Consider the following 21,996-nt stretch of genomic DNA (forward strand, 5'->3'; position numbering starts at 1 on the left):
CGAGGACGCCGGGACGTCACAAGGGAAGGAATGCGTATGCGCCGCCGCGTCGAGGCAGGTCTGAGTGTGGTCGCCCTCGGAGCGTGGTTCGCCCTCAGCGGGCCGGCCGTCGCCTTCACCGCCTACGTGACCAACGAGAAGGGCAATTCCGTCAGCGTCATCGACACGAATACGATGGCCGTGACGGCAACCTGGAAGGTCGGGCGCCGGCCGCGCGGCGTCACCGTGTCGAAGGACGGCAAGGAGGTCTTCGTCTGCGCCAGCGACGACGACCGGATCGACGTGCTGGATACCAGCAACGGAAAGGTCGTGCGCTCGCTCCGCTCCGGACCCGACCCCGAGCAGTTCATCCTCGATGCCTCCGGCAACCCGCTCTACGTCGCCAACGAGGACGACAGCCAGGTCACGATCATCGATATCGAGAAGAACAAGGTCCTGGCCGAGGTGCCGGTCGGGGTCGAGCCGGAGGGGATGGGCCTGTCGCCGGACGGGAAGATCCTGGTGAACACCTCCGAGACCACCAACATGGCCCACTTCATCGACACCAAGACCTTCCAGGTGATCGACAACGTGCTGGTGGATGCACGGCCGCGCTTTGCCGAGTTCACCGCCGACGGCAAGTTTCTGTGGGTTTCGGCCGAGGTCGGCGGCACGGTTAGCGTGATCGACGTGGCCCAGCGCCGGGTGATCAAGAAGATCACCTTCAAAATTCCAAGCGTGAACGACGAGGCGATCCAGCCGGTCGGCATCCGCATCACCAAGGACGGCTCCAAGGCCTTCGTGGCGCTCGGCCCGGCCAACCGGGTCGCGGTCATCGACGCCAAGTCCTACGCGGTCGAGAAGTACCTGCCGGTGGGCCAGCGCGTTTGGCAGCTCGCCTTCACGCCGGACCAGAAGATGTTGTTTACCACCAACGGCACCTCCAACGACGTCTCGGTGATCGACGTAGCCGCCGAGAAGGTAGTCAAGAGTATCCCGGTCGGCCTGCTACCCTGGGGCGTGGCCATCTCCCCGAACTAATTTGTCACGCGAGGACAGGCGCAGATCGGGGCGTGTAACTCCGATCGAAAGCCCACGACACAAGGCATCGCCGCGTGAACGGCGGCACAGGGATCGGAACGACATGACGCGAACGCTTCGGATCGCAGCCCTCGCCCTGGCCGGCCTGTTCGCGGCCGGTCCGGCCTCGGCCCTCGACCTGACCAAGAAGCGGGAGAACCTGCCCGACCTCGTCCTCGGCGACGATCAGGGCAACGATTTCGCGGTCGAGAACAAGGACATCACCCTCGAATCCGGCAAGGCCTACCGTCTGCGGATCGTCGCCAAGGGCCGCCAGGAATACAAGTTCTACGCGCCCGAGTTCTTCCGCTACATCTGGCTCAACCAGATCGTCATCGAGCACAAGGAGATCCACGGCGGCGGCGCCCCCGATCACCTGGAGTTCGACGATCCCGGCGAGATCGCCGTCGAGTTCGTCGCGATCAAGCCGGGCGCCTACAAGTGGGAGGCCCGCGGCCTGGAGGCCAAGGGCATGACCGGCACGTTGACGGTGAAGTGATGGGCGCCGTGTTCGGAACCGGTTGGGCGGCTCCCGTCACATCGCCTTTCCCCGGCAAAGGGGGGAGCGGGCTCGCGCTAGTGCTGTTCAGCTGTGTCCTGGCCGCGCCCGCCTACGCGGCCGATGACGCATCCTCCTGCGCGGAGGGCATCACGATGATCCGCGACGCCCTGGCGGCGAACCCGTCCGAAGCCGCTCTTCCAAAACTGAAAAAAGCCCTTCGGGTCGCCGAGCGCGAGCAGAAGGAGGGCGAGTTCGACGAGTGCCTCGACGCGGTCGCGGATGCCCGCAAGGCGCTCGGCCGATGAGCGAGGCAGCGTTGCTGGTCGAGCATGTCGGCCACCGCTTCGGCGCGCGAGCGGCGCTCGATGACGTGTCGCTCACGGTTCAGCAGGGGCGTTTCGCGGCGCTTCTCGGGCCCAACGGCGCCGGCAAGACGACGCTGTTCTCGGTTATCACCCGGCTCTACAACAACCAGAGCGGCCGGGTCTCGATCTTCGGCCACGGGCTCGACCGCGAGCCGTCCCGGGCCCTGGCCCGGCTCGGCGTGGTTTTCCAGGCCCGCACGCTGGATACGGACCTCACCGTCGAGCAGAACCTGCTCTATCATGCCAGCCTCCACGGTATCGCCCGCAGGGCCGGGAAGCTCCGGGTGGGGGAGTTGCTCGACCGCGTCGGCCTGGCGGACAGGCGCCACGACAAGGTCCGGACGCTCTCGGGCGGCCAGTCGCGTCGGATCGAAATCGCCCGCTCGTTGATCCACCGGCCGGACCTGCTGCTGCTCGACGAGCCCACGGTAGGGCTCGATCTCGAATCCCGCGCCGACATCGTGGCGATCGTCCGGGCGCTGGTGCGCGAGGAGGGGCTGTCAGTCCTCTGGGCGACCCACATCTTCGAGGAGATTGCGCCGGAGGACGACGCCGTGGTGCTGCACCGGGGACGCATCGTCGCCCGGGGCCGGGCCGGAGATATCGGCGCGCCGGGCGAAAACCTCGCAGACGCCTTCCGCCGCCTCGTCGCCGAGCCTGGGAGGGCAACGGCGTGATCAGTGTCTTGCTACCTCAGGATTGGACGGGATCGCTCGGCCGCGAACGACTCACGCCGTCCATCGCCGGGCGAGACGCGGGTCCCCTCTCCCGTGCGGGAGAGGGGGTACGCTGCGATCGACAGAGTCACCATCGCCGCGGCGCGAACCAAACCGGCCTGCTGCCTATAGGTCAGCTCACATGACGCCCCCCCTCGCCACGGCCGTTCCGGCAACCCAGACCCACAAAACCGCCCGGATGGGCCGGCTCGATGCGGTCGGCTACCTGATCTGCCTCGGCGGCATCGTCCGGCGGGAATTGCTGCGCTTCTTCAATCAGAAGGAGCGGTTCTTCTCGGCCTTAGTCCGGCCCTTGGTCTGGCTGTTCATCTTCGCGGCTGGGTTCCGCAACACGCTCGGCGTCTCGATCGAGCCGCCTTACCAGACCTACGTGCTCTACGAAGTCTACGTGGTGCCAGGGCTGGCCGTGATGATCCAGCTGTTCAACGGCATGCAATCCTCGCTCTCGATGGTCTACGACCGCGAGGTCGGCTCCATGAAGGTGCTGCTGACCTCGCCCTATCCGCGCTGGCTGCTGCTGCTCGCCAAGCTGCTTGCCGGCGTGTCGGTGTCGATCGTGCAGGCCTACGCGTTCCTGGCGGTCGCGTATTTCTGGGAGACCGACATTCCGCCGCTCGGATACCTGGCGGCGCTCCCGGCCTTCCTGGCCTCGGGACTGATGCTCGGCGCGATCGGCCTGTTCCTGTCGTCGCTGGTGCGCCAGCTCGAGAACTTCGCCAGCGTGATGAACTTCGTGATCTTCCCGATGTTCTTCGCCTCCTCGGCGCTCTACCCCCTGTGGCGGATCCGGGAATCCTCGGAAACGCTTTACTGGATCTGCGAGTTGAACCCGTTCAGCCACGCGGTCCAGCTCGTGCGCTTCGCCCTCTACGTCCAGTTCGAGCCGGTCGCGTGCGCGGTCGTCGTGGGCGTGGCCCTCGCGTTCTTCGGGATGGCGGTGGTCGCCTACGATCCCGGTCGCGGCATCATGGCCCGCCGCGGCGGGCCCGCCGGCGATAACGCCTAGCTTCCATGATCGCGTGATGATTTCGGAAACCGTTCGATGACCCGTATTCCCGCCCGCCTTCTCGCCTCCGCTCTCGGCCTCGCGCTGGCGGCCGGGCCCGTCCTCGCCCAGCCGCGGCAGGATCCGGACTGGCCCTGCGTCCAGCGGAAGGTCGCGACCCTGAGCCCCGGCCAGTTCTGGACCGGGCCGGATATCGCCGCAGCCGGCGACTGGGGCAGCGACAACGATGCGGCGGTGCTCGCCCAGAAGATCGCGTCCCGCCGCACCGAGCTGTCCGAGGTCGGCCCGCTGCTCGATGCCTTCGCGGCGAAGCTCGGGGCCGACAAGGACGCGAAGGCCAAGTCGCTGACCCATGTCTATGCCGGCGTGTTCGAAGTCATCAACGGCGAGCGCGACAAGGTCATGGGCGGGATCGCCCGCTACGCCCAGGGTCAGCGCCGCATGGCCGAGCGGATCCGCGACGAGGCGGACAAGATCAGCCAGACCAAGGATGCGCCGAGCGCCACCGACGCCACCGAGCTGCCCAAGGACCAGTCGGAGCTGGAGACCAAATTCGCCTGGGATCGGCGGATCTTCCAGGAGCGCAGCCAGTCGCTGACCTATGTCTGCGAGGTGCCGCAACTGCTCGAGCAGCGGCTCGGGGAGATCGCCCGGATGATTCAGGCGCGGCTCTGAGGGCGGCACCGGACGAGCATGTGGAATTGCCGATTCATCCCAGGATGCTTGCCGGAACTTCCCTAAGCCTCTGAAATCGCTATCGAAACTGTTGCCGTTAAATCACGTGCCCCGGCGTTCGATATCGGTATTTCGGAAAGGTTGCTGAAACCGGCCGCGCGTGGTGTCGGATCAATTGTGTCCCTTTCCTTTGCCCGCCAAGAGTGACCTCAAGCTCGGCTGAAACGAGCGCGGGTTCACGGCAAGGGGATTGGGATGTCACTGAGGGCGCTTCGGAGCAGCCTGGTCGCGTCGGCGTCGGTTCTGGGTGGGGCGATCCTGCCCTGCGCCGCGCAGGCGCAGAATGCCGTGACGCTGGGTGAGATCAGTGTCGTCTCGACCACGCCGGTTGGGTCGGGCGGCGGCAATTCCAGCCGCGTCCAGAACCTGAACGGACCGGGGGGCCTGGAGCCCGCCGGCTCGGCGCCGCCGCCGATCGGTCCGGTCCGCCTGCGCGGCAGCGAGCAGCCTCTCTACAAGATCCCCAGCACGGTCGAGACCGTGACGGCCAGCGACATCACGGTCGATCGCGGCAGCGACAACATCGTGGCGACGCTCGCCCGCCGCACGCCCGGCCTCAACCTGTCGGATTCGCAGGGCAATTCGAATCGCCCCGACGTCACCTATCGCGGCTTCACGGTCTCGCCGGTCCAGGGCGTGCCGCAGGGCCTCGCCGTTTACCAGAACGGCGTGCGCATCAACGAAGCCTTCGGCGACACGGTCAATTTCGACCTGATCCCCCCGCAGGCGATCCAGCGGATCGACGTCGTCACCGGCAACCCGGTCTTCGGCCTCAACGCGCTCGGCGGCGCGGTCAACATCCAGATGAAGAACGGCTTCACCTGGCAGGGCACCGAGATCTCGGCCTGGGGCGGCTCGGATGCGCGCACCGCCGGGTACGTCGAGTACGGCAAAGTCTCCGGCCCGTGGAGCGTCTACTTCACCGGCGACGGCCTGAACGACCGCGGCTGGCGCTACGAGAGCCCGAGCACGATCGGCCGGCTCTACGGCGATATCGGCTACCGCTCGCAGGATTCGGAGTTCCACCTGATCGGGCTCGCCGCCCGCAGCTTCTTCGGTGCCGCCGCCGCGACGCCGGTGGACTTCACCCACCGCGACCCGCGGGCGATCTTCACCTACCCGCAGACCACCACCACCGAGGTCGGCACCCTCCAGCTCACCGGCCGGGTCGACGTGTCGCCGACCTGGGATCTCGCCGGCAACGCCTATTTCCGCCGCTTCAGCCAGACCTATGTCGACGGCAACGACGGAAACTTCGAGAATTGCAGCACGCGCTCCAGCTTCCGCGGCAATCTCTGCTTCGAGGATGACGGCTTCAGCCCGGCCGCCGGCCAGTCGCAGCTCGCCTTCCGCAACCAGTTCCTGATGCTGGGCCAGCAGAACCAGCGCATCCCGTTCCGGTCCGGCATCCCGTACGGCACGCTCGACGTGACCAACACGGAGGCCACGGGCTTCGGCGGATCGATCCAGGCGGCCAACCGCGACCGGGTGTTCGGCCTACCGAATTCCTTCGTGGTCGGCGGCAGCATCGATGCCGCGAACTACTCGTTCAAGTCGTCCAGCACCCTGGGCGTGATCAACCCGAACCTGTCGATCACCACCGATCCGAGCAACCCGTTCTACGGCAACATCCCGGGCCTCGGCACGACCCAACTCCGGACCGCGGGGGCGCTCGGGATCGCCCCGAGCTCGGTCAACGGCTCGAACCTGTATATGGGCCTCTACACCCTCAACACCCTCGACGTGACCGACCGTCTGTCGCTGACGGCGGGCGCGCGGCTCAACTTCGCCCGCATCCAGAGCGAAGACCTCACCGGCTTCTCGCCGGACGTGACCGGCACGCACTACTACAACAAGATCAACCCGGTCGCCGGCCTGACCTATCGCTTCACCGACGCGCTGAACCTCTACGGCAGCTACTCGGAATCGAACCGCGCGCCGACGCCGCTGGAATTGGCCTGCTCCAACCCGGACCGGCCGTGCCTGCTGCCGAATTCGCTGGTCGCCGATCCGCCGCTCAAGCAGGTGACCGGGCGGACCTACGAGGTCGGCTTCCGCGGCGCGCTGCCGAACACCTATGACGGCGGTGTCATCAGCTACAAGATCGGCGCCTTCCGCACCGACCTGTCGAACGACATCCTGTCGCTCGCCACCCCGGGCAACACCGCCCGCGCCTACTTCGTGAACGTGCCCTCGACCCAGCGTCAGGGCATCGAAGTCGGCAGCGAGTACACGGCCGATTACCTGCGGGTCTACGCCAACTACGCGCTGATCGACGCCACCTTCCAGTTCAACGGCACGCTCTCCTCGCCCAACAACCCGCTCTCGGATGACGGGGCGATCGAGGTCCGCAAGGGTAACGTCGTGCCGCTGGTGCCCACACACCAGTTCAAGGCCGGGTTCGACTACTTCATCACCCCCGACTGGCAGGTCGGCCTCTACCTCCAGGCCTTCTCGTCGTCCTACTTCCGCGGCGACGAGTCGAACCTGAACCGCAAGCTGCCGCCCTACTACGTCATGAACTTCCAGACGAAGTATCAGGTGACCAAGAACCTCGAGGTCTTCGGCCTGATCACCAACCTGACCAACAACCGCTACGCCACCTTCGGCACCTTCGCCGAGCCGGGCGCGGTCGCCGGAAACCTGCGGATCAGCGACCCGCGGACCACGACCCTGTCGCAGCCCTTCTCGGTCTATGCCGGCATCCGCTACGCCTTCGGAGCCGACCCGGTCCCGATGTCGGCCGAGCCGATCATCCGCAAGTACTGACGCACCAAGCCGTCAGGCCAGGGCGCCCCGCGCGGTCTTCGGACCGGGCGGGGCGCCCTTCGCGTTTCCGAGACCCCGAGACCGAACGCCGTGCGGCCTCACGTCTCAGGAACGCGCCTTCGTCCCCCGCGTCTCTTCCGGGAGCGATCGACGCTCCGGCCGGCCCCCGGCGATCCCCGCGGGTCGTGGCCGGGCGCGCCTTGAACGACGTGGAGAAACGCCCCGATGATGATGAGATTCGCCGTCGCCGCCCTGGCTCTCGCAGCCGCCACCCCGGCCTGGGCGACCCCCTGCGCCGACGAGGTGTCCACGCTGCAGAAGCGCCTCGACAGCGCGGGCGCCGCTTCGGTGACCGGCACGACGCCGCCCGGCGGCACGACCTCGTCGCATTCCGACAAGGCGCTCGCGACCCCGCCGGCCCTGACCAAGAGCGACGCCGCCGTGAAGCCGACCGCCTCGGGCGTCGACGAGGCGAAGCGCCTGGTTGCCAAGGCCGCGGAGGAGGACAAGGCCGGCAATGCCGAAGCCTGTCGTAACACGATCATGCAGGCCAAGGAGAAGGCCGGCGCCCTGCCGTAGTCCTTCTCAGATCCCGCTTCTCAGCGGTCTTGGCTGAACGTCAGCCGAGACCGCCCCATCTTCCGACCTTTCACCTCGTCCTGAGGTGAGAGGTTCGAAGTGCGGGTGTCAAACCCGAGTTCAATATGCGTTCTCGGTCCTGAACAGCGCGAACGGCGTCGTGATCAGGATCTGCAAGTCGAGCAGCACCGACCAATTCTCGATGTAGAACAGGTCGTGCTCGACGCGCCGCTGCAGCTTCTCCGACGTGTCGGTCTCGCCGCGCCAGCCGTTGACCTGTGCCCAGCCGGTGATGCCGGGCTTGACCTTGTGACGGGCGAAATAGCCGTCGACCACCTGATCGTAGAGCGTGTTGGCAGCCTTGGCCTGCAGCGCGTGCGGGCGCGGCCCAACCAGCGACAGGTCGCCCTTCAGAACGTTGAAGAGTTGCGGCAGCTCATCCAGCGAGGTCTTGCGGATGAAGCGCCCGACCGGAGTGACCCGAGGGTCGCCACGGGTGACCATCCTGTCGGCGCCGGCATCGCATTGATCGACATACATCGACCGGAACTTGAAGACCTCGATCAGCTCGTTGTTGAAGCCGTGACGCTTCTGCCGGAACAGTACAGGCCCGCGCGAGGTCAGCCGCACAGCCAGAGCCACCGCGATCATAAGCGGCGACAGGGCCAGCAGCATCATCAGGCCGACGCTGCGGTCGAACAAAGCCTTCAGCACCACATCCCAATCGGCGATCGGCCGGTCGAACACGTCCAGCACCGGTACCGAGCCGAGATACGAGTAGCTCCGCGGGCGCAGCCGCAGCTTGGCGGCGTGGGCCGACAGGCGGATATCGATCGGCAGCACCCAGAGCTTCGCGAGCATCTGGAGGATCCGCGCCTCGGCGGTGATCGGGATCGTGAACACGATCAGGTCGAGCCGGGCATGACGGGCATAGGTGACGAGATCGTCGACCGTGCCCAGCTTCGGATAGCCGGCGACCACGTCCGAGGACCGGTCGGCGTTGCGGTCGTCGAACACGCCGACGATGCGGATGCCGCTGTCACTCTGCTTCTCCAGGGCCGCGATCAGCTCCTCGGCCGGCTTGCCGCCGCCGACGATCGCTGTCCTGCGGTCGAACCGGCCGGCCCGGGTCTGGACCTCGATCACCCGGGCGAGCGCGAAGCGGCCGGCCAGGAGGGCGGCGAGCCCGGTGCCGTAGAAGGCCGCGAGCCACAGCCGCGAGTAATGATCGGCGACTTTGGCCAGCACCAGGATGGCGGCGACCATCAGGAAGGTCATCGACCACGCCGCGATCAACTGGATCGCGGCTTTGGGAAAGGCCCGGAAGGACGAGATCCGGTAACCGCCGGCGGCCTGGACCAGCGCCACGGTGAGGCCGGCGACCAGCGCGATCACGCCGGCATAGGTCAGCCCGAACGGTACCCGGCCACGCAGCATCAGCAGGTGCAGCAATGCGCCCAGACCGAAGATCAGGGCGAGTTCGGCGGCCCGCACCAGCCCGGCCACGACCACCGGCGAGATCGCCGTCGGCGCGTGCGCCTGCAGGTCCGCGGGCGGAGCCGCACCGCCCAGTCGCGCCACAGCGGTCTGGCCGTCGAGCGGGCCGGTGGCCTCGAGAAGGTCGCGGATGTCGAACGCGCTCATCGATCGGTTCCTCCCGAGGCAACGCCCCCGGGTCTGTAGGAGTCTCACCGCTTTCCGATCATCGGAAACAGATGAGTTACTGAGCCTGGACCCTGGCACGGGCCAGTATAGAAAACTGTCAAGGCGAGCTCGCCCGGGTCGACGTCCCGAGACGCGGGCTCGCCTACGGGATCACGTTCGCGTGGCTCGCATCGCGGCGGCCCGTTCTTGCACGGCCTCGCCCGATCCGAACCTCAGGCGCGTCTCGCGGGCCTGGAACGCCGCGGCGTAGCCCGAGATGACGTCGGCCCCCATCCGCTCCAGGGAGAAGCGCTCATGGATGGATTCGCTGAGCGCCCGGACGCGGGCGGCCAGCACGTCCGGGGCTTCGTCGAGCACCCGGCGGATCGCGCCGGCCAGCGCGTCCGCGTCGCGGGACGGGACGAGGTCGCCGGCCATGGCGCCGAAAATTTCCGGAATGCCGCCGACCCGGGTGGCGACCAGGGGCTGGGCAGCGGCCGCTGCCTCCAGCACCACGTAGGGCAGGGACTCGGCCAACGACGGCACCACCAGGATGCGGCCCCGGGCCAGGACCGAGCGGATCGCCTGCGGCGGCTCGAAGGACGCCGCGTCGGAGAGGCCGAGCCGCTCGACCATGGCGCGCAGGCTCTCGGCATCGGGACCCGAGCCGACCATCAGCAGCCGCAGCGGCCGACCTTCCTGGCGCAGCCGGACCAAAGCGTCGAGCAGGTAGGGCAGGCCCTTCGCCTCGCGCAGCTCGCCGACATAGAGCAGGTCGGCAGCATCGGCTGCCAGAGGCACCGGGGCGAACTCCGCCTCGGCGATGCCGTTATGGACGATCCGGGTCACCTGCTCCGGGCCGCCCACGAAGGCCCGGTGGCGACCGGCGACATACGCACTCTCGAACAGGAACGCGTCGGTGCGGCGGGCCAGCACGGCCTCGGCGGCCATGTAGGTCCGGTGCAGCGCGCTGCCCGGCCGATAATTGTAGCTGCCGCCATGGGGCGTGTAGGCGCGGATCGCCGAGGCCGACGCGAGCCGCGCGTAGGCGCCCCCCTTGGCGCCATGACCGTGGAGCACGGTGGCGCCGACCTCGCCGGCCCGGCGCGCGACCGCGCGCAGGCAGGTCCAGTCCGACAGATGCGGGTTGCGCCGCATCGGGATCCGGAGAAGGCCGAGATCCAGCGTCGGCGCCAGGTCGCCCAGGGCCTTTGCACCGCGCTCGCCGCCCGTGGTCGCGTCGCACACGATGCCGACGGCGTGCCCCGCCGCGGCCTGCAGGCGGGCGAGGTCCAGCACGTGACGGAACAGCCCGCCGACCGGCGCGCGGAACACGTGCAGGATGCGGTGGCGCTGGGCTGGTCGGGTCTCGTTCGGCTTCGCAGCCACGGTATTGCTCCCGGGAGTAACAGTCCCAGGAGTGTGGTGCAGCGACCGTCGCAGTAAACTTAAACGGAACTCCGCTCGACCGGCCTTTTCAGAAGGAAGGTAAGCGGAGTTTTACTGCTGAGCATCAATTCACGTCAGCGCGAGGCCGTTCAGGCTGGCCCAGATCGTGCCGTAATGGCAGGCCGTCGCGGCGAGCACGAAGCCGTGCCAGATGGCGTTCTGGAACGGCAGCGTCCGCCAGACGTGGAACAGCACGCCCACGGAATAGAGCATCCCGCCGATCGCCAGCAGCCAGAGGGCGGTCGGCTGCAGGGCGGCGATCACCGATTCGTAGGCGAGCAAGCCGCTCCAGCCGAGCATCAGGTAGAGGCCAATAGACAGGCGATCGTACCGTCCGGGCATGAACAGCTTGATCGCGATCCCGACCAGGGCGACCAGCCAGATCACCGCCAGCAGCAGGTAGGCGCGCGTCCCGGAGCCGACCAGCGCCACCAGCGGCGTGTAGGTGCCGGCGATCATCAGGTAGATCAGCGCGTGGTCGGCCCGGCGCAGCAGCCATTTTCGCGGGCTGACCGGATAGAGGTTGTATACGGCCGAGACGCCCAGCATCAGCACGAGAGCGGTGGCGTAGAGCACGACGGCGGCCCGCTCGCCGAAGCCCAGATGGGCCGTGAGGGCCGTGGCCACCAGTGCCACCGCGCCGGAGAGGCCGAAGACGACACCGAGGCCGTGGATCACACCGTCCGCCACAATCTCGCGCGGCGTGTAATGCCACGTCAGGGTCAGCGGGCGACCATCCTCCGCGAGAGACATCATGAAGCCTCCTGCTACGCCTGCATCCTAAAGCTTAAAAGCGCTCAGTCGTTCCCTATGCAAAGTGCTGATGCGGAGTTTATCCCAAGGTTCTAGTGCCGCGTGGTAAAAGTGTTGTTGCCCGTGGCTACATCGCCGCAGCCAACCTCACGCCCCGCGGCCGGCTAATCCCTCGAAACCGAGCGCCGGCTCCCGCGCGGCCGGCCGGGCGAGGCCGGTGCCGCGGCTCAGCCGGGCATGGACCACCGCCATGGTCAGCACCGCCATGGCGAGGATCTGGTGCGCCAGCGCCGCCCAGAGCGGGACGGCCAGGAGCAGGGTCGCAATGCCGAGCCCGACCTGGGCCAGGGCCAAGACCGCGAGGCCGGCGGCGCGCCCGGCCGCGCCGGCCGGTCCGCTCACCCGGGCGTCGATGGCGTGCAGGACGGCGACGACCACGATCAGGTAGGCGGTCACTCGGTGGTCGAACTGAACCAGGGCGTGGTTGTCGACGAAGTTCTCGATCCAGGGCTGGATCGCGAACAGGCTGTCCATCGGCGGAATCAGAGCGCCATCCATGCTCGGCCAGGTGTTGTAGACGAGGCCGGCATGCGACCCGGCCACGAGGCCACCCAGGAAGATCTGCACGAGCACCAAAGCCGGCAGCAGCAATGCGACGACGCGGAGGCGGTCGGGCGCGGGATCAACCGAGTCGTCGCGCTGCCCGGCCGCGAGCCAGACCAAGCCGGCCAGGATCAGGCTCGCCATTGTGAGGTGGAGCGCGAGCTTCAGCGGCGCTACCGCGGTCATGCCGGGCTGGAGGCCCGAGGCGACCATGATCCATCCGATCGCGCCCTGGAACCCGCCCAGGATCCCGAGGCCGAGCAAGCCAAGCCCGAGGCGCCGGCTGATCATGCCGCGCCACCAGAAGATGACCAGCGGTAGGAAGAACACCAGGCCGATCAGCCGCCCGAGCAGGCGATGGCCCCATTCCCAACCGTACAGAACTTTGAACGACGACAGCCCCATTCCCTGGTTGAGGATGTTGTATTGCGGCGTGTCCTTGTATTTGGCGAACTCAGCGGCCCAGTCCGCCTCCGACAGGGGCGGGACGATCCCGGTCACGGGACGCCACTCGGTGATCGACAGGCCGGACCCGGTCAGGCGCGTGGCGCCGCCGACCGCCACCATGGCAACCACGAGGGCGGCCACCAGGTAGAGCCAGACCCGCACGGTGCTCGATCGATGGTCGCCCGAAACTCTCATCACCACGCGCATCCCTTCCGCGGTTGCCGGGATGTCCCGGCCCACGCGACGCGTTAGGGGAAGCGCGGGATGCGGGCAACGTCGGCGGCGCCGCAGGCCGCGGCGCTGCGCGCGTTGCCATCCGGGCCCGCGGGCGGTAGCCGTCTCACGTCAGGGAGAGACGAGGCTGTAGAAGTGATGCGCCGCCGCACCCGCACGTTGATCGGCACTGTCGCGATGCTGGCCTTCGTCTGCCTCTACGGACCGCTGGCGATGGCGCTAGCCGACAGCCGCATCGCTGAGACGCCGGCGGCCATTCAGGCCGCGCTCTACTCGATCCTCGGCATCGCCTGGATCTTCCCGCTGATGCCGCTGATCCGCTGGATGGAACGGCCGGACAGCTGACCCGACCCCTCGATTTCGCCGCACTCGGCCGCCAGAAGCGTCCGACCGGATTTCGAGATCCCCCGTTCGTGTATCGCTTGCCCATGCGTCTCAAGCATCTGGCCGCACTCGTCGTGCTGCTCGCGCCGTTTCCCGCCCTCGCGCAGGGCACTCCGCGCTCGATCGGCGAGTGCGAGCGTCTGAAGAACGATCTGGCCTACAACCAGTGCCTGGCGATGTTCGGACCGGCTGCCCGGAACGTGGCGGGCGGCTACGCCTCAGCCGACGCGGCCGCCGCCCCGGCCCTGGCGGAGGCGCTGCCCCAGGCCGAGGACACCGTCGAGAGCACGCCGAGCCGGAAGGGCCGCTACCGCTCGCGCCGCGGCGGCCGGCAATACGCTTCGTTCTCGACCAGCTATCGGCACCGCCGGCGGCGTTGACGCACAATGCGGGCACCGACGCGCCGTACGACCTCGAAAGGGATCGTCAGGCGACGTTGAGCCGCCGCCCACGGTTCCAGGCCAGAAACGGCACGCCGGACAGCAGCCCCGCGAGTGCCGCCCGCGATTGATGGCAGCCGTTGATCGAGACACGCGGCAGGGCGTGCAGGTGGCCGGCATGCTCGGCGAAGAGGTGCCCGGGCCGGGTCGTGACGGCAGTCGCGAAGCCGTGCTCCTGCGCCAGAGCGAATTCCCGCGGGCCGGCCGAGGTGGGATCGCCCACCGGGTAGGACAGATGCCGGATCGCCCGGCCGAGTTCGGCCGCGATCCGGGCGCGGCCTTCGACGATCTCGCGCGCGGCCGTCGCCGCATCGTGCTTGGCGAGCATCGGGTGGCTGACCGTGTGGGCGCCGATGGTCACTGCCGGGTCGCTGGCCAGCTCCCGCAGGTCGGCCCAGGACAGGCACAGCTCGGACGCGACGGCGCCCGGCGCGAAGCCGGCTTGCCGGCACAGATCTGCGATCCGGTCCAGCAGGTCGGCCTCGCTGCCGCGGCGCAGGTCGCGGTAGAGCGCCTCGAAGGCCAACGCCTTCTCCTGCGGGCTGCGGGCCGGAAGGTCGAGGCACCGTGCCCCGATGACGATCCGCACCCGGTCGAGCCGCGCGATCGCCCGCTCCAGCTCGATCCACCACAGGCGGCCGCTTTGGTCGGCGTAGCCGCTCGTGACGAACAGGGTCCAGGGGACGCCGTGGCGCGCGAGGACGGGGCGGGCATGCTCGACATTGTCGCGATAGCCGTCGTCGAAGGTCAGGACCGCGAAGGGCGGCCCATAATCCGGCGCGGCGAGCCGCTCCGGCACCGCGTCGAGCCCGATCACCTCGAAGCCGCGGGCGTCGAGTTCGCGCAGGGTCAGGTCGAGGTAGTCCGGCGTGATGCTCAGCAGCCGGTTCGGCGCGAAGGCCGGGGCGGGATCCGGGCTGACATGGTGGAAGGTGAGGATCACGCCGAGCCCGCGGGCTGCGGGCGCGAGCCAGCGGTCGGCGCCGAGCGCTTGGATCGCGCGGAAGCCGGACGCGAATACCCGATGCTTGGCACGCGACGAGATCATGACTCGGACCCGATCGGGCCGCTCGGCCCGGGCGGGTACAGCGATCACCGGCCGGGGTAAAGAAACCCACAATTGCTCCCCGATCAGAAGTTCTGCCGGAAGATTGTATTAGCCAAAGCCGCGGTTTGCAGTGTTGGGTCGGGATACGCTGCTCCGCGAGTCACTGCTCATTCAGCGCGCATCCGGCAGGGTCGGCCCTTGGATCCGGGCACGGCCCGGTTCGGCGGAGAGATCCGGGTATGGCGACCGGCGTCCAGGTGGCGGGAGCGGAGATGATCGGTGCACGCGCGTCCGGAACGCTGACCGCGGAAGTCTTTTCCGATCTCGCCGCCGTGGAAGCCCTGTGGCGGCGGCTCGAATTCAATCCGGCGAGCCTGCACACGCCCTATCAGCGGTTCGACTGGGTCTCGGCCTACCTGCGGGCGACCGGCACAGCGGCGGCTGCGCGCATCCTGGTCCTGCGGGACGCGGAGGGCCGCGCCAGGATCCTGCTCCCTCTCGTGCTCACGCAACGCTTCGGCCAAACCGTGGCCCGGGTCGTCGGTGACACGCATGCGAATTACCACCTGCCGCTCTTCGCCACCCGCGACGCCGCCGCGATCGCCCCGGGCGAGATCACGGCGGCGCTGATCCGCGCCGGGCGCCCGGCCGGCATCGACGTCTACGCGCTGCAGCATCAGCCCCGGATGTGGGACGGCGCGGCCAATCCGTTCGCGGAGACCGGTGAGCCGGAGGCCAGCGATGCCTATGGGCTGATGCTCGGCCCCGATGCCGAAGCGACCGTACGTCGTGTGTTCAGCGCCGATGCCCGCAAGAAGCTGCGCTCGAAGGAGAAGCGCCTGGTCGAGGCCAAAGGCGCGCTCGCGTATCGTCGTGCCGAGACGCCCGAGGAGGCGGCCCGGTATCTGGCGGCGTTCTTCGCCCACAAGGCTTTGCGATTTGCCGGGATGGGCGTCGCCGACCCCTACGCGCCCGAGCCGATCCGACAATTCCTCGCCGCCGCTGCCTCCGGCGCCGCCCCGGCGATGGAGATCTACGCCCTGTGCCTGGCCGAGAGCGGGCGTGTGCTCGCGACCTTCGGGGGGGCGGTGAGCGAGCATCGCTTCAGCGGCATGATGACGGCGTTCGATCCGGACCCGGAGATCGCCCGGTTCAGCCCGGGCGACCTGCTGCTGCAGCATCTCGTTGGCGACCAGACCGCAAGGGGCCGCCGGGGCTTCGATCTCGGCGTCGGTGAGGCCCGCTACAAGGCGAGCATCTGCGACGAGACGATCGGGCTGGTCGAGACGATCGTGCCGGTGAGCCTGCGCGGCCGAGCCTATGGCGTCGCCCGGATGGCGCTCACCCGAACGAAGCGCCGGATCAAGCGCGATCCGCGGCTCTACGCGGTCGCGGCGCGCCTGCGAAAGCTGACGCGCCGGTCGTGATCTCAGGCGGCGTTGAGCCGGAGCTCGGGACCGGCCAGATCGGCCGCGGCGACGTACTCGGCTGAGCGATCCTGCGCGACCAGGATCTGGCCGGCGCCGGCATCCTCGGCGATCGCGTAGAGATCGGCCAGGGCCGGATCTTCGGCGGAGGCATTCGACGCGATGATGACGCTGTCCATGTAGCCGGCGACGAGTTCGAGCAGGTCGACGGCGCCCGGCGCGGCGTGAAGCCGGCAGACGACCCAATCATAGGCCTCGGCCATGGCTTCGAAGGTCAGGCTCAGCGCATCCGGCCCGTCGAACAGCACCCCCGACGGGGCCCGGCCGGCGCCGATCCGGTGAAGGCCGCTATCGCGCGCGGGCTGAATGACATCCAGGAAGGCTGCATCACCGGCGATCAGATCGGTGAAGCCGCGCTCATCGGAACGGCCGCGCGCAGTGTTCAGATCGACCGTGACCAGGCTGGCCTTGCGGCCGAGCGCGCGCACCAGCGCATCGTGGAGCGCTTGATCGCCGTGCGACGCTTCCGTCTCCATCACCAGCACGCTGCGTCCGGAGCGGTCGCCGGGCTGGCGCACAACCGCGGAGATCCGGGCGATCAGCGGCGCCAGATCGTAGGCCTCGGCGGGCGGGCGTGCAGGGATGGGGGCGGATGGCGGGGTGGGACCGGCCGGCTCGGCGACCTCGGCGGTCTCGGGCCAATGGGCCGGGGGCATCGCCTCCGGGAAGGCGAAGCCCGGGCGCGCGAGCTCCGGCTCGAGGCGGGTGCGTCGATCCGAGGTGTCGAAGGCGGTGTCCGAGTCCCGCTCGCTGCGGCTTCCTTCAGCCAGGAGGGCGCTGGCGAGGACGCCGCCGACGGCCAGCATCAGCGTCACCAGAGTCGCGAAGCCGACGATTGGCAGCTTCTTCGGGAAGGAGGGTAGTTCCGGAGTCACGGCGCGCGAGACGATGCGGGCATCGGCCGGCGTGGCGCTCTCGCCGTCGCGGGCGGCGGCCTCACGGTAGCGGGACAGGTAGGATTCGAGCTGCTCGCGCTGCGCCTTGGCTTCGCGCTCCAGGGCTCGGAGCTGGATCTCGCTGGCATTGCCCTTCACCACCACGTCCTGCTGGCCGTCGACGGCGGCCTGCAGGCTCTCGACCCGGGAGCCGGCGATCTTGGCGTCGTTCTCCAGCGTGCGCACGACGCGTTCGGCCGAGGTCTTGATCTGGGCGTCGAGGTCTTCGAGCTGCGCGTGCAGCTCCTTGATCCGCGGATGGGCCGGCAGCAGCGTGCGCGATTCCAGCGCAAGCTGGGCCCTGACGGCGATCCGGTTGTCGACGATGCGCCGGATCATGTCGTTGTTGGCGACTTCGGTGATCTCGAAGGCGCGGCCGTCCTTGATCAGGTCCTTGATCGCCTTCACACGCCCGGCGAGATCCGCCTTCAGGATCCGGGCCTGGGAGAGCTGGCTCGACAGCTCGCCGAGCTGCTGCGTGGTCAGCGGCTGGCCGGTGACGCCGCCGCTGCCGACCAGGCCGTTCTTGGCGCGGAACGCCTCGACCTTCGCCTCGGCTTCCGCGACGCGCTTGCGAAGGCCGTCGATATTGCCGCTCAGCCAGGAGGAGGCGTAGCGCGCGGTGTCGACCTTGTCGGCCTCGAGCGAGGAAATGTAGAGCTGCGCAATGGTGTTGGCGCCCTCGGCGGCGAGCTTCGGATTTTTGGCGCGGAACTCGATCGTCAGGATCCGCGACTTGCCGGCCGGATAGACCAGCAGGTGCTCGAAATAGGAATCGAGCACGCGGTCCTCGGCCGGACGGTCGAGGGGGTTGGCGCCGATGCCGAGCATCATCATCACGCGCTGGACCGGGCCGATGCTGTTGGAGCCCGGGTCGAATTCCGGATTGCCGACCAGCTTGAGCCGCCGGATCGCCTCCCGGGCGAGGTCGCGGGACATCACCACTTGGACCTGGCTCGCCACGGCCTGCTCGTCGATCGGCGCGAGCTGGTCGGTGCGCTCCTGGGCGGTGCGGGCGAAGGCCGGATCGCGGCTCTCCAGGATCAGCTTGGCCTCGCCGGTGTAGCGCGGGCTCACCACGTTGACGAAGATACCCGCGCCCAGCGCGACAATTAAGGTCGGTCCGACGATCCAGCCGATCGACCGGCGCAGGATCTGTGGGACCTGCGCCAGGCCGACGCCGTCCCGGGCGCTGGGCTGCATGGCAAGTAGGGCGTGGGGCGAGCGCAGGCTGATACGGGACATGAGACGCTCTGAACGCGAAGGCCGACGAGACGGCACGCGATGCCATCCGGGCGCTATTAGAGGTCGTTAAGGTTGCTTGGACGTTAAGAAAGCTTGCGTGCCGATCCGCTCGGACTGGTCATCGGAATGATCAAGGTTCGTTAACCTTAACAGCCTATACCACGCCGACTTGGCACCCATGACGGCGATGGTGATGAACCGGCGCGCTCTGCTCCTCGCTCTTGGCTCGACTCTGGCGCTCGGCGGCTGCCTGCGTCCGAGCTTCCGCACCGACCAGCTCGATGCCACCGGCACCGGATCGATCGGCGCGCGCTATCCGCTCTCGGCGGGCGACAAGCTGCGGGTGATCGTGTTCGGACAGGACAACCTGTCGAACATTTACGCGGTCGACGGCGCTGGCAAGATCGCGATGCCGCTGGTCGGCACGGTCCAGGTCGGAGGCCAGACCACAGGTCAGGCGGCTCGGGCGATCGAGGCCAAGCTCGCCGCCGGCTTCGTGCGCGAGCCGCACGTCACCGTCGAGGTGGATACCTATCGGCCGTTCTACATCCTCGGCGAAGTCACGACCTCGGGCCAGTACCCATTCGTCAATGGCATGACCGTTGAGACGGCGGTGGCGATCGCTGCCGGGTTCGGACCGCGCGCGGCCCGGGACTATGCCGTGCTCACCCGCGATACCGGCAGCGGGCTCGTGTCGGGCATCGTGCCGATGACCTATTCGGTCCGGCCGGGCGACACGATCGTGGTCAAGGAGCGCTTCTTCTGAGCCGAAGGCCGCACCAGATTACTGCGCGGTCTTCCAGACGTTGATAACCCGCATGGCGGTCTGTTGCGGTGGGATCGGGGTGGCAATCGGCGGCGTGGATTGCGGTCCGCGCGCCACGACCCGGCGAGCCTCGCTCGCGGGCGTCGCGCCGACGGGCGTGAACAGGCCGGCCAGCTGCTTGCGGGTGCCCTTGCTGACGAAGCGCGACGTCTGCACGGACTCGAAGTCCCGCAGGGCGTGGCGCTTGTCGGGGTTGCCGGTGAAGACTTTGGCGCCGGTGTTGAGAACGACGATGTCTCCGGGCATCAACGTCTCGTCCTTCAGCAGCGCCGCAGCCGCGCCGCCCTTCATGTCGATCGCGGTCTGACGGGGGCTGACCTCCAGCTCCTTGACCTCCTTGACGCGGATCCGGACCGGCAGCGCGGCGTAGCGCGTCTGCAGACGATGGCGGGCGCTGCCGAGACGGGGCGTCGCGCGCCGATACACGGCACGGTCCTGCACCGGCTGGGGCGCTTGCGCTTGCGGCGCCTGCTGGGGCGCGGGCGCCGGCCGGGCGCCGAACAGCATCTCAAGGAACCCGACCTCGGCCGCCTGGGCCTGGATCACGGTTCCGGCGAGAAGCCCGGCGGCGGCGATGACGGCCAACGTGCTGCCCGTACGAAACCTCATAACATCCTCCGGCACCGGCGCCGATCTCGACCGCCGGACCTTCAACCGCAAGCTGCGCGAGAGGGTTCCGGAATATTGGAGGTTTGGAAGCGTAGTTCGAAGAACCACGCTGTGCGTGTCATTGAAGACCGAATCACCATCGGATCTATTGTGCAAAACCGGTCCGGCCGGCTTGCCCGTCGTCCGACGACCACATGCGGTCCGTAAGCAGGTTCCACGCTCTCCGGAACGCACGGACCGGGCAGGACCAGGCCCGATACCGCTCGGCGTTACGGCACGATGGTGCCGCTTAGGCCGGCGCCATCTGCTCGCCCTCGCCGATGCAGTCGAGGGCGCGCTCGACGGCGCTGACCGCGTCGAGGAGGTGCTGAACCGTGCGCTCCACCTCGAGCGTGGGACGGCCCATCGCTGCGGCGCGGGCACTCACATCCTCGAGCTGCTCGAGCAGGGCGAGGAGGTCGCCGGCCACAGTCACCACTTCGCAGCGGGCGAGGCGGGTGACGGTCGGGCGCGGCCGGAAGGGCAGGACGTTGCTCATCGCCGACGGTTCTGGCCCGAAAGGACCCGGATTCGCCAGGGGGAGGGGCCGTACTTCCGCCAAATGGTGGGTCCTATCCGCCGCTAACGCGTGGAAAGGTAGATTTTCCGTGGCCGCCGCGCATCGGAGGCGGCAGAATCGGTTTACGCCTCGCCGCCAGTCTTGACGGACTTGTCGCCGGCCTGACCATGCCCTCACCGGCCTTTCAAACTGCGATTCGGCGGCGGATAGCAATCCCTCGCCCGGCTCGGGATCGCCCAGGATCAATCATGCGCTTCACCCTTCTCGCGGTCTCGTTCCTGGCGGTGGGCGGTCTCTGCGCCTGCAACACCGACAGCCCGGACGGGCGCAGCGGCCTCGCCGAGAGCTTCCGGCTCGACAATTACCGGGCCTCGAACGACACGAACGGCACCCAGACCCGGCGCGACGTGAACCGGGCCTACACGCAGCCGACCCTGCCTTCGATCGGTAATCGCGGGTTCTGATCCCCAGCCCGCAAAGCCGCGTCCGGAAACCGGGACGCGGCGTCCGCAACGATCAGCGCTTTGCCATCGCGTCGGCGAAGGTGGTGATCCGGTTGCGGGCGTAGACCGGCAGGCCGGCGCTGATCGAGTTGCCGGTGTTGAAGCTCGAATTGCCCATCAGCACCTGGGCGGGGAGCAGGTTCTTCAGCACCGGCACACGGGCATATTCGGCCTTGCGGTCTAGGACATCCGCCTTGATCGCCAGCGCCATGTAGGTGGTCACCACCGTCTTGGTCGGATCGTTCGGCATCGGCTGGAACACGGCCAGGAACTTGCCGAAGCGCAGGATCTGGTTGACCCAGAAGATCGTCTGCTCCAGCCCGCCGGTCACCGGCGTGTCGATCTTGGTCAGGGCCTTCAGCGGCGCGCCCTGGTCGGGGCCGAGCACGCGCAACTCGCTCTGGAACGAGACATACTCGGCAATCTTCTTGGCCGAGCCTTCTTCCAGCTTATTGGCGAGCTTCACGCCGAGCGGCAGCTTGCCTTCGAGATCGTAGCGCGATTCGATGCAGGCGCCGGCGCCCTCGCACCAGGATCGGTCCGGACGCTTGGCGAAGGCGGCGGCCGGGTCCTTGTTCGGCGTCACCTCGCCGGCCGTGATCGCCTTGTGCTTGATCGCCGGGTCCATCTTCTGGACGAAGCCGAGATTGGCGAAGGCCTGGAGGTCGATCGCCTCGGCCGGCCGCGCAACCACGAACCGCCCCTCGGCCACGTAGACCTTCAGGGTCTCGTGCCGCGGCTTGGTCACGCCGTTCACCGTCACCGTGTAGTCCGGCTCCTTGTAGCCGGGGAAAGGCGCCAGCACCGCGGCCTCGGCCGGGCGGGCCTTCAGCCAGTCGAGATACGGGATCAGCCCGTTCTCGGGCGCCGTCGGATTGTCGCGGTGATCGGTGAACAGGATCTGCCCCGGCTTGAGCGTCGCCGGATCGAGGGCCGTGACCGAGGGCACCTCCCTGATCCGCTCCGACCCCGGCGCCGGGCTGGCGGCGGGCGTCTGCGCGCAGACCGGGTGGGCAGCCGTCAGGGCGAGGGCGAGGGCGGCAGGGAACTGCTTGCGCAACGGGTATCTCATCGATGG

22 protein-coding genes are annotated in these 21,996 nt (G+C 68.3%); 13 read left to right on the plus strand and 9 right to left on the minus strand.

Features of this window, described 5'->3' with window-relative positions; genetic code table 11:
* Positions 1-36: 36 nt before the first annotated feature.
* The 8 genes from AKJ13_RS11570 to AKJ13_RS11605 all read left to right on the plus strand — a co-directional run bounded on the left by AKJ13_RS11570 (position 37) and on the right by AKJ13_RS11605 (position 7,752).
* A complete protein-coding gene (locus tag AKJ13_RS11570) occupies positions 37-1,020 on the plus strand; it encodes a YVTN family beta-propeller repeat protein (protein WP_050733472.1) in 984 nt (327 codons plus the stop codon).
* Between the two features lie 103 nt (positions 1,021-1,123).
* A complete protein-coding gene (locus AKJ13_RS11575) occupies positions 1,124-1,558 on the plus strand; it encodes a hypothetical protein (protein ID WP_050733473.1) in 435 nt (144 codons plus the stop codon).
* Positions 1,558-1,866: a hypothetical protein gene (locus AKJ13_RS11580; RefSeq protein ID WP_244471586.1), complete on the plus strand. Its 309-nt coding sequence runs from the start codon at positions 1,558-1,560 to the stop codon at positions 1,864-1,866. Before AKJ13_RS11575 ends, AKJ13_RS11580 begins: the two co-directional genes overlap by 1 nt.
* Positions 1,863-2,603: an ABC transporter ATP-binding protein gene (locus AKJ13_RS11585; RefSeq protein WP_050733475.1), complete on the plus strand. Its 741-nt coding sequence runs from the start codon at positions 1,863-1,865 to the stop codon at positions 2,601-2,603. Before AKJ13_RS11580 ends, AKJ13_RS11585 begins: the two co-directional genes overlap by 4 nt.
* A gap of 181 nt (positions 2,604-2,784) precedes the next feature.
* On the plus strand, positions 2,785-3,669 hold the full coding sequence (locus AKJ13_RS11590) for an ABC transporter permease (protein WP_050733476.1): 885 nt from the start codon (positions 2,785-2,787) through the stop codon (positions 3,667-3,669).
* A 36-nt stretch (positions 3,670-3,705) separates the two neighbouring features.
* Entirely contained in the window at positions 3,706-4,344 is a 639-nt protein-coding gene (locus AKJ13_RS11595; protein ID WP_050733477.1) for a hypothetical protein, read from the plus strand.
* A gap of 255 nt (positions 4,345-4,599) precedes the next feature.
* The gene (locus tag AKJ13_RS11600) at positions 4,600-7,173 is read left to right on the plus strand and encodes a TonB-dependent receptor (protein WP_050733478.1); all 2,574 of its coding nucleotides are present in this window, start codon (positions 4,600-4,602) and stop codon (positions 7,171-7,173) included.
* A gap of 225 nt (positions 7,174-7,398) precedes the next feature.
* The gene (locus AKJ13_RS11605) at positions 7,399-7,752 is read left to right on the plus strand and encodes a hypothetical protein (protein WP_007563866.1); all 354 of its coding nucleotides are present in this window, start codon (positions 7,399-7,401) and stop codon (positions 7,750-7,752) included.
* Positions 7,753-7,872: 120 nt separating this feature from the next.
* Here AKJ13_RS11605 and AKJ13_RS11610 read toward each other — a convergent pair whose 3' ends face one another.
* The 4 genes from AKJ13_RS11610 to AKJ13_RS11625 form a co-directional block, all read right to left on the minus strand.
* Positions 7,873-9,396 carry an undecaprenyl-phosphate glucose phosphotransferase gene (locus AKJ13_RS11610; protein WP_050733479.1) on the minus strand — a complete coding sequence of 508 codons (1,524 nt, stop codon included), beginning with the start codon at positions 9,394-9,396 and terminating at the stop codon, positions 7,873-7,875.
* Between the two features lie 171 nt (positions 9,397-9,567).
* A complete protein-coding gene (locus tag AKJ13_RS11615; RefSeq protein ID WP_050733480.1) occupies positions 9,568-10,785 on the minus strand; it encodes a glycosyltransferase family 4 protein in 1,218 nt (405 codons plus the stop codon).
* A gap of 129 nt (positions 10,786-10,914) precedes the next feature.
* Positions 10,915-11,598: a hemolysin III family protein gene (locus AKJ13_RS11620; RefSeq protein ID WP_050733518.1), complete on the minus strand. Its 684-nt coding sequence runs from the start codon at positions 11,596-11,598 to the stop codon at positions 10,915-10,917.
* 147 nt (positions 11,599-11,745) lie between these two features.
* Positions 11,746-12,843: a COX15/CtaA family protein gene (locus tag AKJ13_RS11625; RefSeq protein ID WP_144426231.1), complete on the minus strand. Its 1,098-nt coding sequence runs from the start codon at positions 12,841-12,843 to the stop codon at positions 11,746-11,748.
* Between the two features lie 177 nt (positions 12,844-13,020).
* On the opposite strand from AKJ13_RS11625, the gene AKJ13_RS11630 reads away from it, so the two are divergent.
* Both AKJ13_RS11630 and AKJ13_RS11635 read left to right on the plus strand, forming a co-directional pair.
* The gene (locus AKJ13_RS11630) at positions 13,021-13,227 is read left to right on the plus strand and encodes a DUF2842 domain-containing protein (RefSeq protein ID WP_050733482.1); all 207 of its coding nucleotides are present in this window, start codon (positions 13,021-13,023) and stop codon (positions 13,225-13,227) included.
* Positions 13,228-13,310: 83 nt separating this feature from the next.
* Positions 13,311-13,646, plus strand: a complete 336-nt coding sequence (locus tag AKJ13_RS11635; protein WP_064774616.1) for a hypothetical protein — start codon at positions 13,311-13,313, stop codon at positions 13,644-13,646.
* A 46-nt stretch (positions 13,647-13,692) separates the two neighbouring features.
* On the opposite strand, the gene AKJ13_RS11640 is transcribed toward AKJ13_RS11635, so the two are convergent.
* Positions 13,693-14,754 (minus strand): polysaccharide deacetylase family protein, encoded by a 1,062-nt coding sequence (locus AKJ13_RS11640; RefSeq protein ID WP_050733484.1) that lies wholly within the window; start codon positions 14,752-14,754, stop codon positions 13,693-13,695.
* A 239-nt stretch (positions 14,755-14,993) separates the two neighbouring features.
* Between AKJ13_RS11640 and AKJ13_RS11645 the strand changes: the two genes are divergently transcribed.
* The gene (locus AKJ13_RS11645) at positions 14,994-16,181 is read left to right on the plus strand and encodes a GNAT family N-acetyltransferase (RefSeq protein WP_050733485.1); all 1,188 of its coding nucleotides are present in this window, start codon (positions 14,994-14,996) and stop codon (positions 16,179-16,181) included.
* A 2-nt stretch (positions 16,182-16,183) separates the two neighbouring features.
* Here the strand turns inward: AKJ13_RS11645 and AKJ13_RS11650 are convergent, their stop codons facing one another.
* Positions 16,184-18,421, minus strand: coding sequence for a GumC family protein (locus tag AKJ13_RS11650; RefSeq protein ID WP_050733486.1), 2,238 nt, complete (start codon positions 18,419-18,421; stop codon positions 16,184-16,186).
* A gap of 187 nt (positions 18,422-18,608) precedes the next feature.
* Between AKJ13_RS11650 and AKJ13_RS11655 the strand changes: the two genes are divergently transcribed.
* Complete coding sequence (locus AKJ13_RS11655) at positions 18,609-19,187, plus strand: polysaccharide biosynthesis/export family protein (RefSeq protein ID WP_050733519.1); 579 nt, start codon at positions 18,609-18,611, stop codon at positions 19,185-19,187.
* Positions 19,188-19,205: 18 nt separating this feature from the next.
* Here the strand turns inward: AKJ13_RS11655 and AKJ13_RS11660 are convergent, their stop codons facing one another.
* Positions 19,206-19,832, minus strand: a complete 627-nt coding sequence (locus tag AKJ13_RS11660) for a hypothetical protein (RefSeq protein ID WP_244471587.1) — start codon at positions 19,830-19,832, stop codon at positions 19,206-19,208.
* A gap of 313 nt (positions 19,833-20,145) precedes the next feature.
* A complete protein-coding gene (locus AKJ13_RS11665) occupies positions 20,146-20,394 on the minus strand; it encodes a hypothetical protein (protein WP_007563890.1) in 249 nt (82 codons plus the stop codon).
* Between the two features lie 269 nt (positions 20,395-20,663).
* Between AKJ13_RS11665 and AKJ13_RS11670 the strand changes: the two genes are divergently transcribed.
* A complete protein-coding gene (locus AKJ13_RS11670; protein WP_007563892.1) occupies positions 20,664-20,879 on the plus strand; it encodes a hypothetical protein in 216 nt (71 codons plus the stop codon).
* A gap of 52 nt (positions 20,880-20,931) precedes the next feature.
* Here the strand turns inward: AKJ13_RS11670 and AKJ13_RS11675 are convergent, their stop codons facing one another.
* Entirely contained in the window at positions 20,932-21,990 is a 1,059-nt protein-coding gene (locus AKJ13_RS11675; RefSeq protein ID WP_144426232.1) for a hypothetical protein, read from the minus strand.
* Positions 21,991-21,996: the final 6 nt, after the last annotated feature.

This window comes from Methylobacterium sp. ARG-1, assembly GCF_001262595.1.
Taxonomy (GTDB): Bacteria; Pseudomonadota; Alphaproteobacteria; order Rhizobiales; family Beijerinckiaceae; genus Methylobacterium; species Methylobacterium brachiatum.

Coding starts and splice junctions, on each gene's coding strand:
- AKJ13_RS11570 (WP_050733472.1), top strand. CDS start 37: ATGCGCCGCCGCGTCGAGGCAGGTCTGAGTGTGGTCGCCCTCGGAGCG.
- AKJ13_RS11575 (WP_050733473.1), top strand. CDS start 1,124: ATGACGCGAACGCTTCGGATCGCAGCCCTCGCCCTGGCCGGCCTGTTC.
- AKJ13_RS11580 (WP_244471586.1), top strand. CDS start 1,558: ATGGGCGCCGTGTTCGGAACCGGTTGGGCGGCTCCCGTCACATCGCCT.
- AKJ13_RS11585 (WP_050733475.1), top strand. CDS start 1,863: ATGAGCGAGGCAGCGTTGCTGGTCGAGCATGTCGGCCACCGCTTCGGC.
- AKJ13_RS11590 (WP_050733476.1), top strand. CDS start 2,785: ATGACGCCCCCCCTCGCCACGGCCGTTCCGGCAACCCAGACCCACAAA.
- AKJ13_RS11595 (WP_050733477.1), top strand. CDS start 3,706: ATGACCCGTATTCCCGCCCGCCTTCTCGCCTCCGCTCTCGGCCTCGCG.
- AKJ13_RS11600 (WP_050733478.1), top strand. CDS start 4,600: ATGTCACTGAGGGCGCTTCGGAGCAGCCTGGTCGCGTCGGCGTCGGTT.
- AKJ13_RS11605 (WP_007563866.1), top strand. CDS start 7,399: ATGATGATGAGATTCGCCGTCGCCGCCCTGGCTCTCGCAGCCGCCACC.
- AKJ13_RS11610 (WP_050733479.1), bottom strand. CDS start 9,396: ATGAGCGCGTTCGACATCCGCGACCTTCTCGAGGCCACCGGCCCGCTC.
- AKJ13_RS11620 (WP_050733518.1), bottom strand. CDS start 11,598: ATGTCTCTCGCGGAGGATGGTCGCCCGCTGACCCTGACGTGGCATTAC.
- AKJ13_RS11625 (WP_144426231.1), bottom strand. CDS start 12,843: ATGAGAGTTTCGGGCGACCATCGATCGAGCACCGTGCGGGTCTGGCTC.
- AKJ13_RS11630 (WP_050733482.1), top strand. CDS start 13,021: ATGCGCCGCCGCACCCGCACGTTGATCGGCACTGTCGCGATGCTGGCC.
- AKJ13_RS11635 (WP_064774616.1), top strand. CDS start 13,311: ATGCGTCTCAAGCATCTGGCCGCACTCGTCGTGCTGCTCGCGCCGTTT.
- AKJ13_RS11640 (WP_050733484.1), bottom strand. CDS start 14,754: ATGATCTCGTCGCGTGCCAAGCATCGGGTATTCGCGTCCGGCTTCCGC.
- AKJ13_RS11645 (WP_050733485.1), top strand. CDS start 14,994: ATGGCGACCGGCGTCCAGGTGGCGGGAGCGGAGATGATCGGTGCACGC.
- AKJ13_RS11650 (WP_050733486.1), bottom strand. CDS start 18,421: ATGTCCCGTATCAGCCTGCGCTCGCCCCACGCCCTACTTGCCATGCAG.
- AKJ13_RS11655 (WP_050733519.1), top strand. CDS start 18,609: ATGGTGATGAACCGGCGCGCTCTGCTCCTCGCTCTTGGCTCGACTCTG.
- AKJ13_RS11665 (WP_007563890.1), bottom strand. CDS start 20,394: ATGAGCAACGTCCTGCCCTTCCGGCCGCGCCCGACCGTCACCCGCCTC.
- AKJ13_RS11670 (WP_007563892.1), top strand. CDS start 20,664: ATGCGCTTCACCCTTCTCGCGGTCTCGTTCCTGGCGGTGGGCGGTCTC.
- AKJ13_RS11675 (WP_144426232.1), bottom strand. CDS start 21,990: ATGAGATACCCGTTGCGCAAGCAGTTCCCTGCCGCCCTCGCCCTCGCC.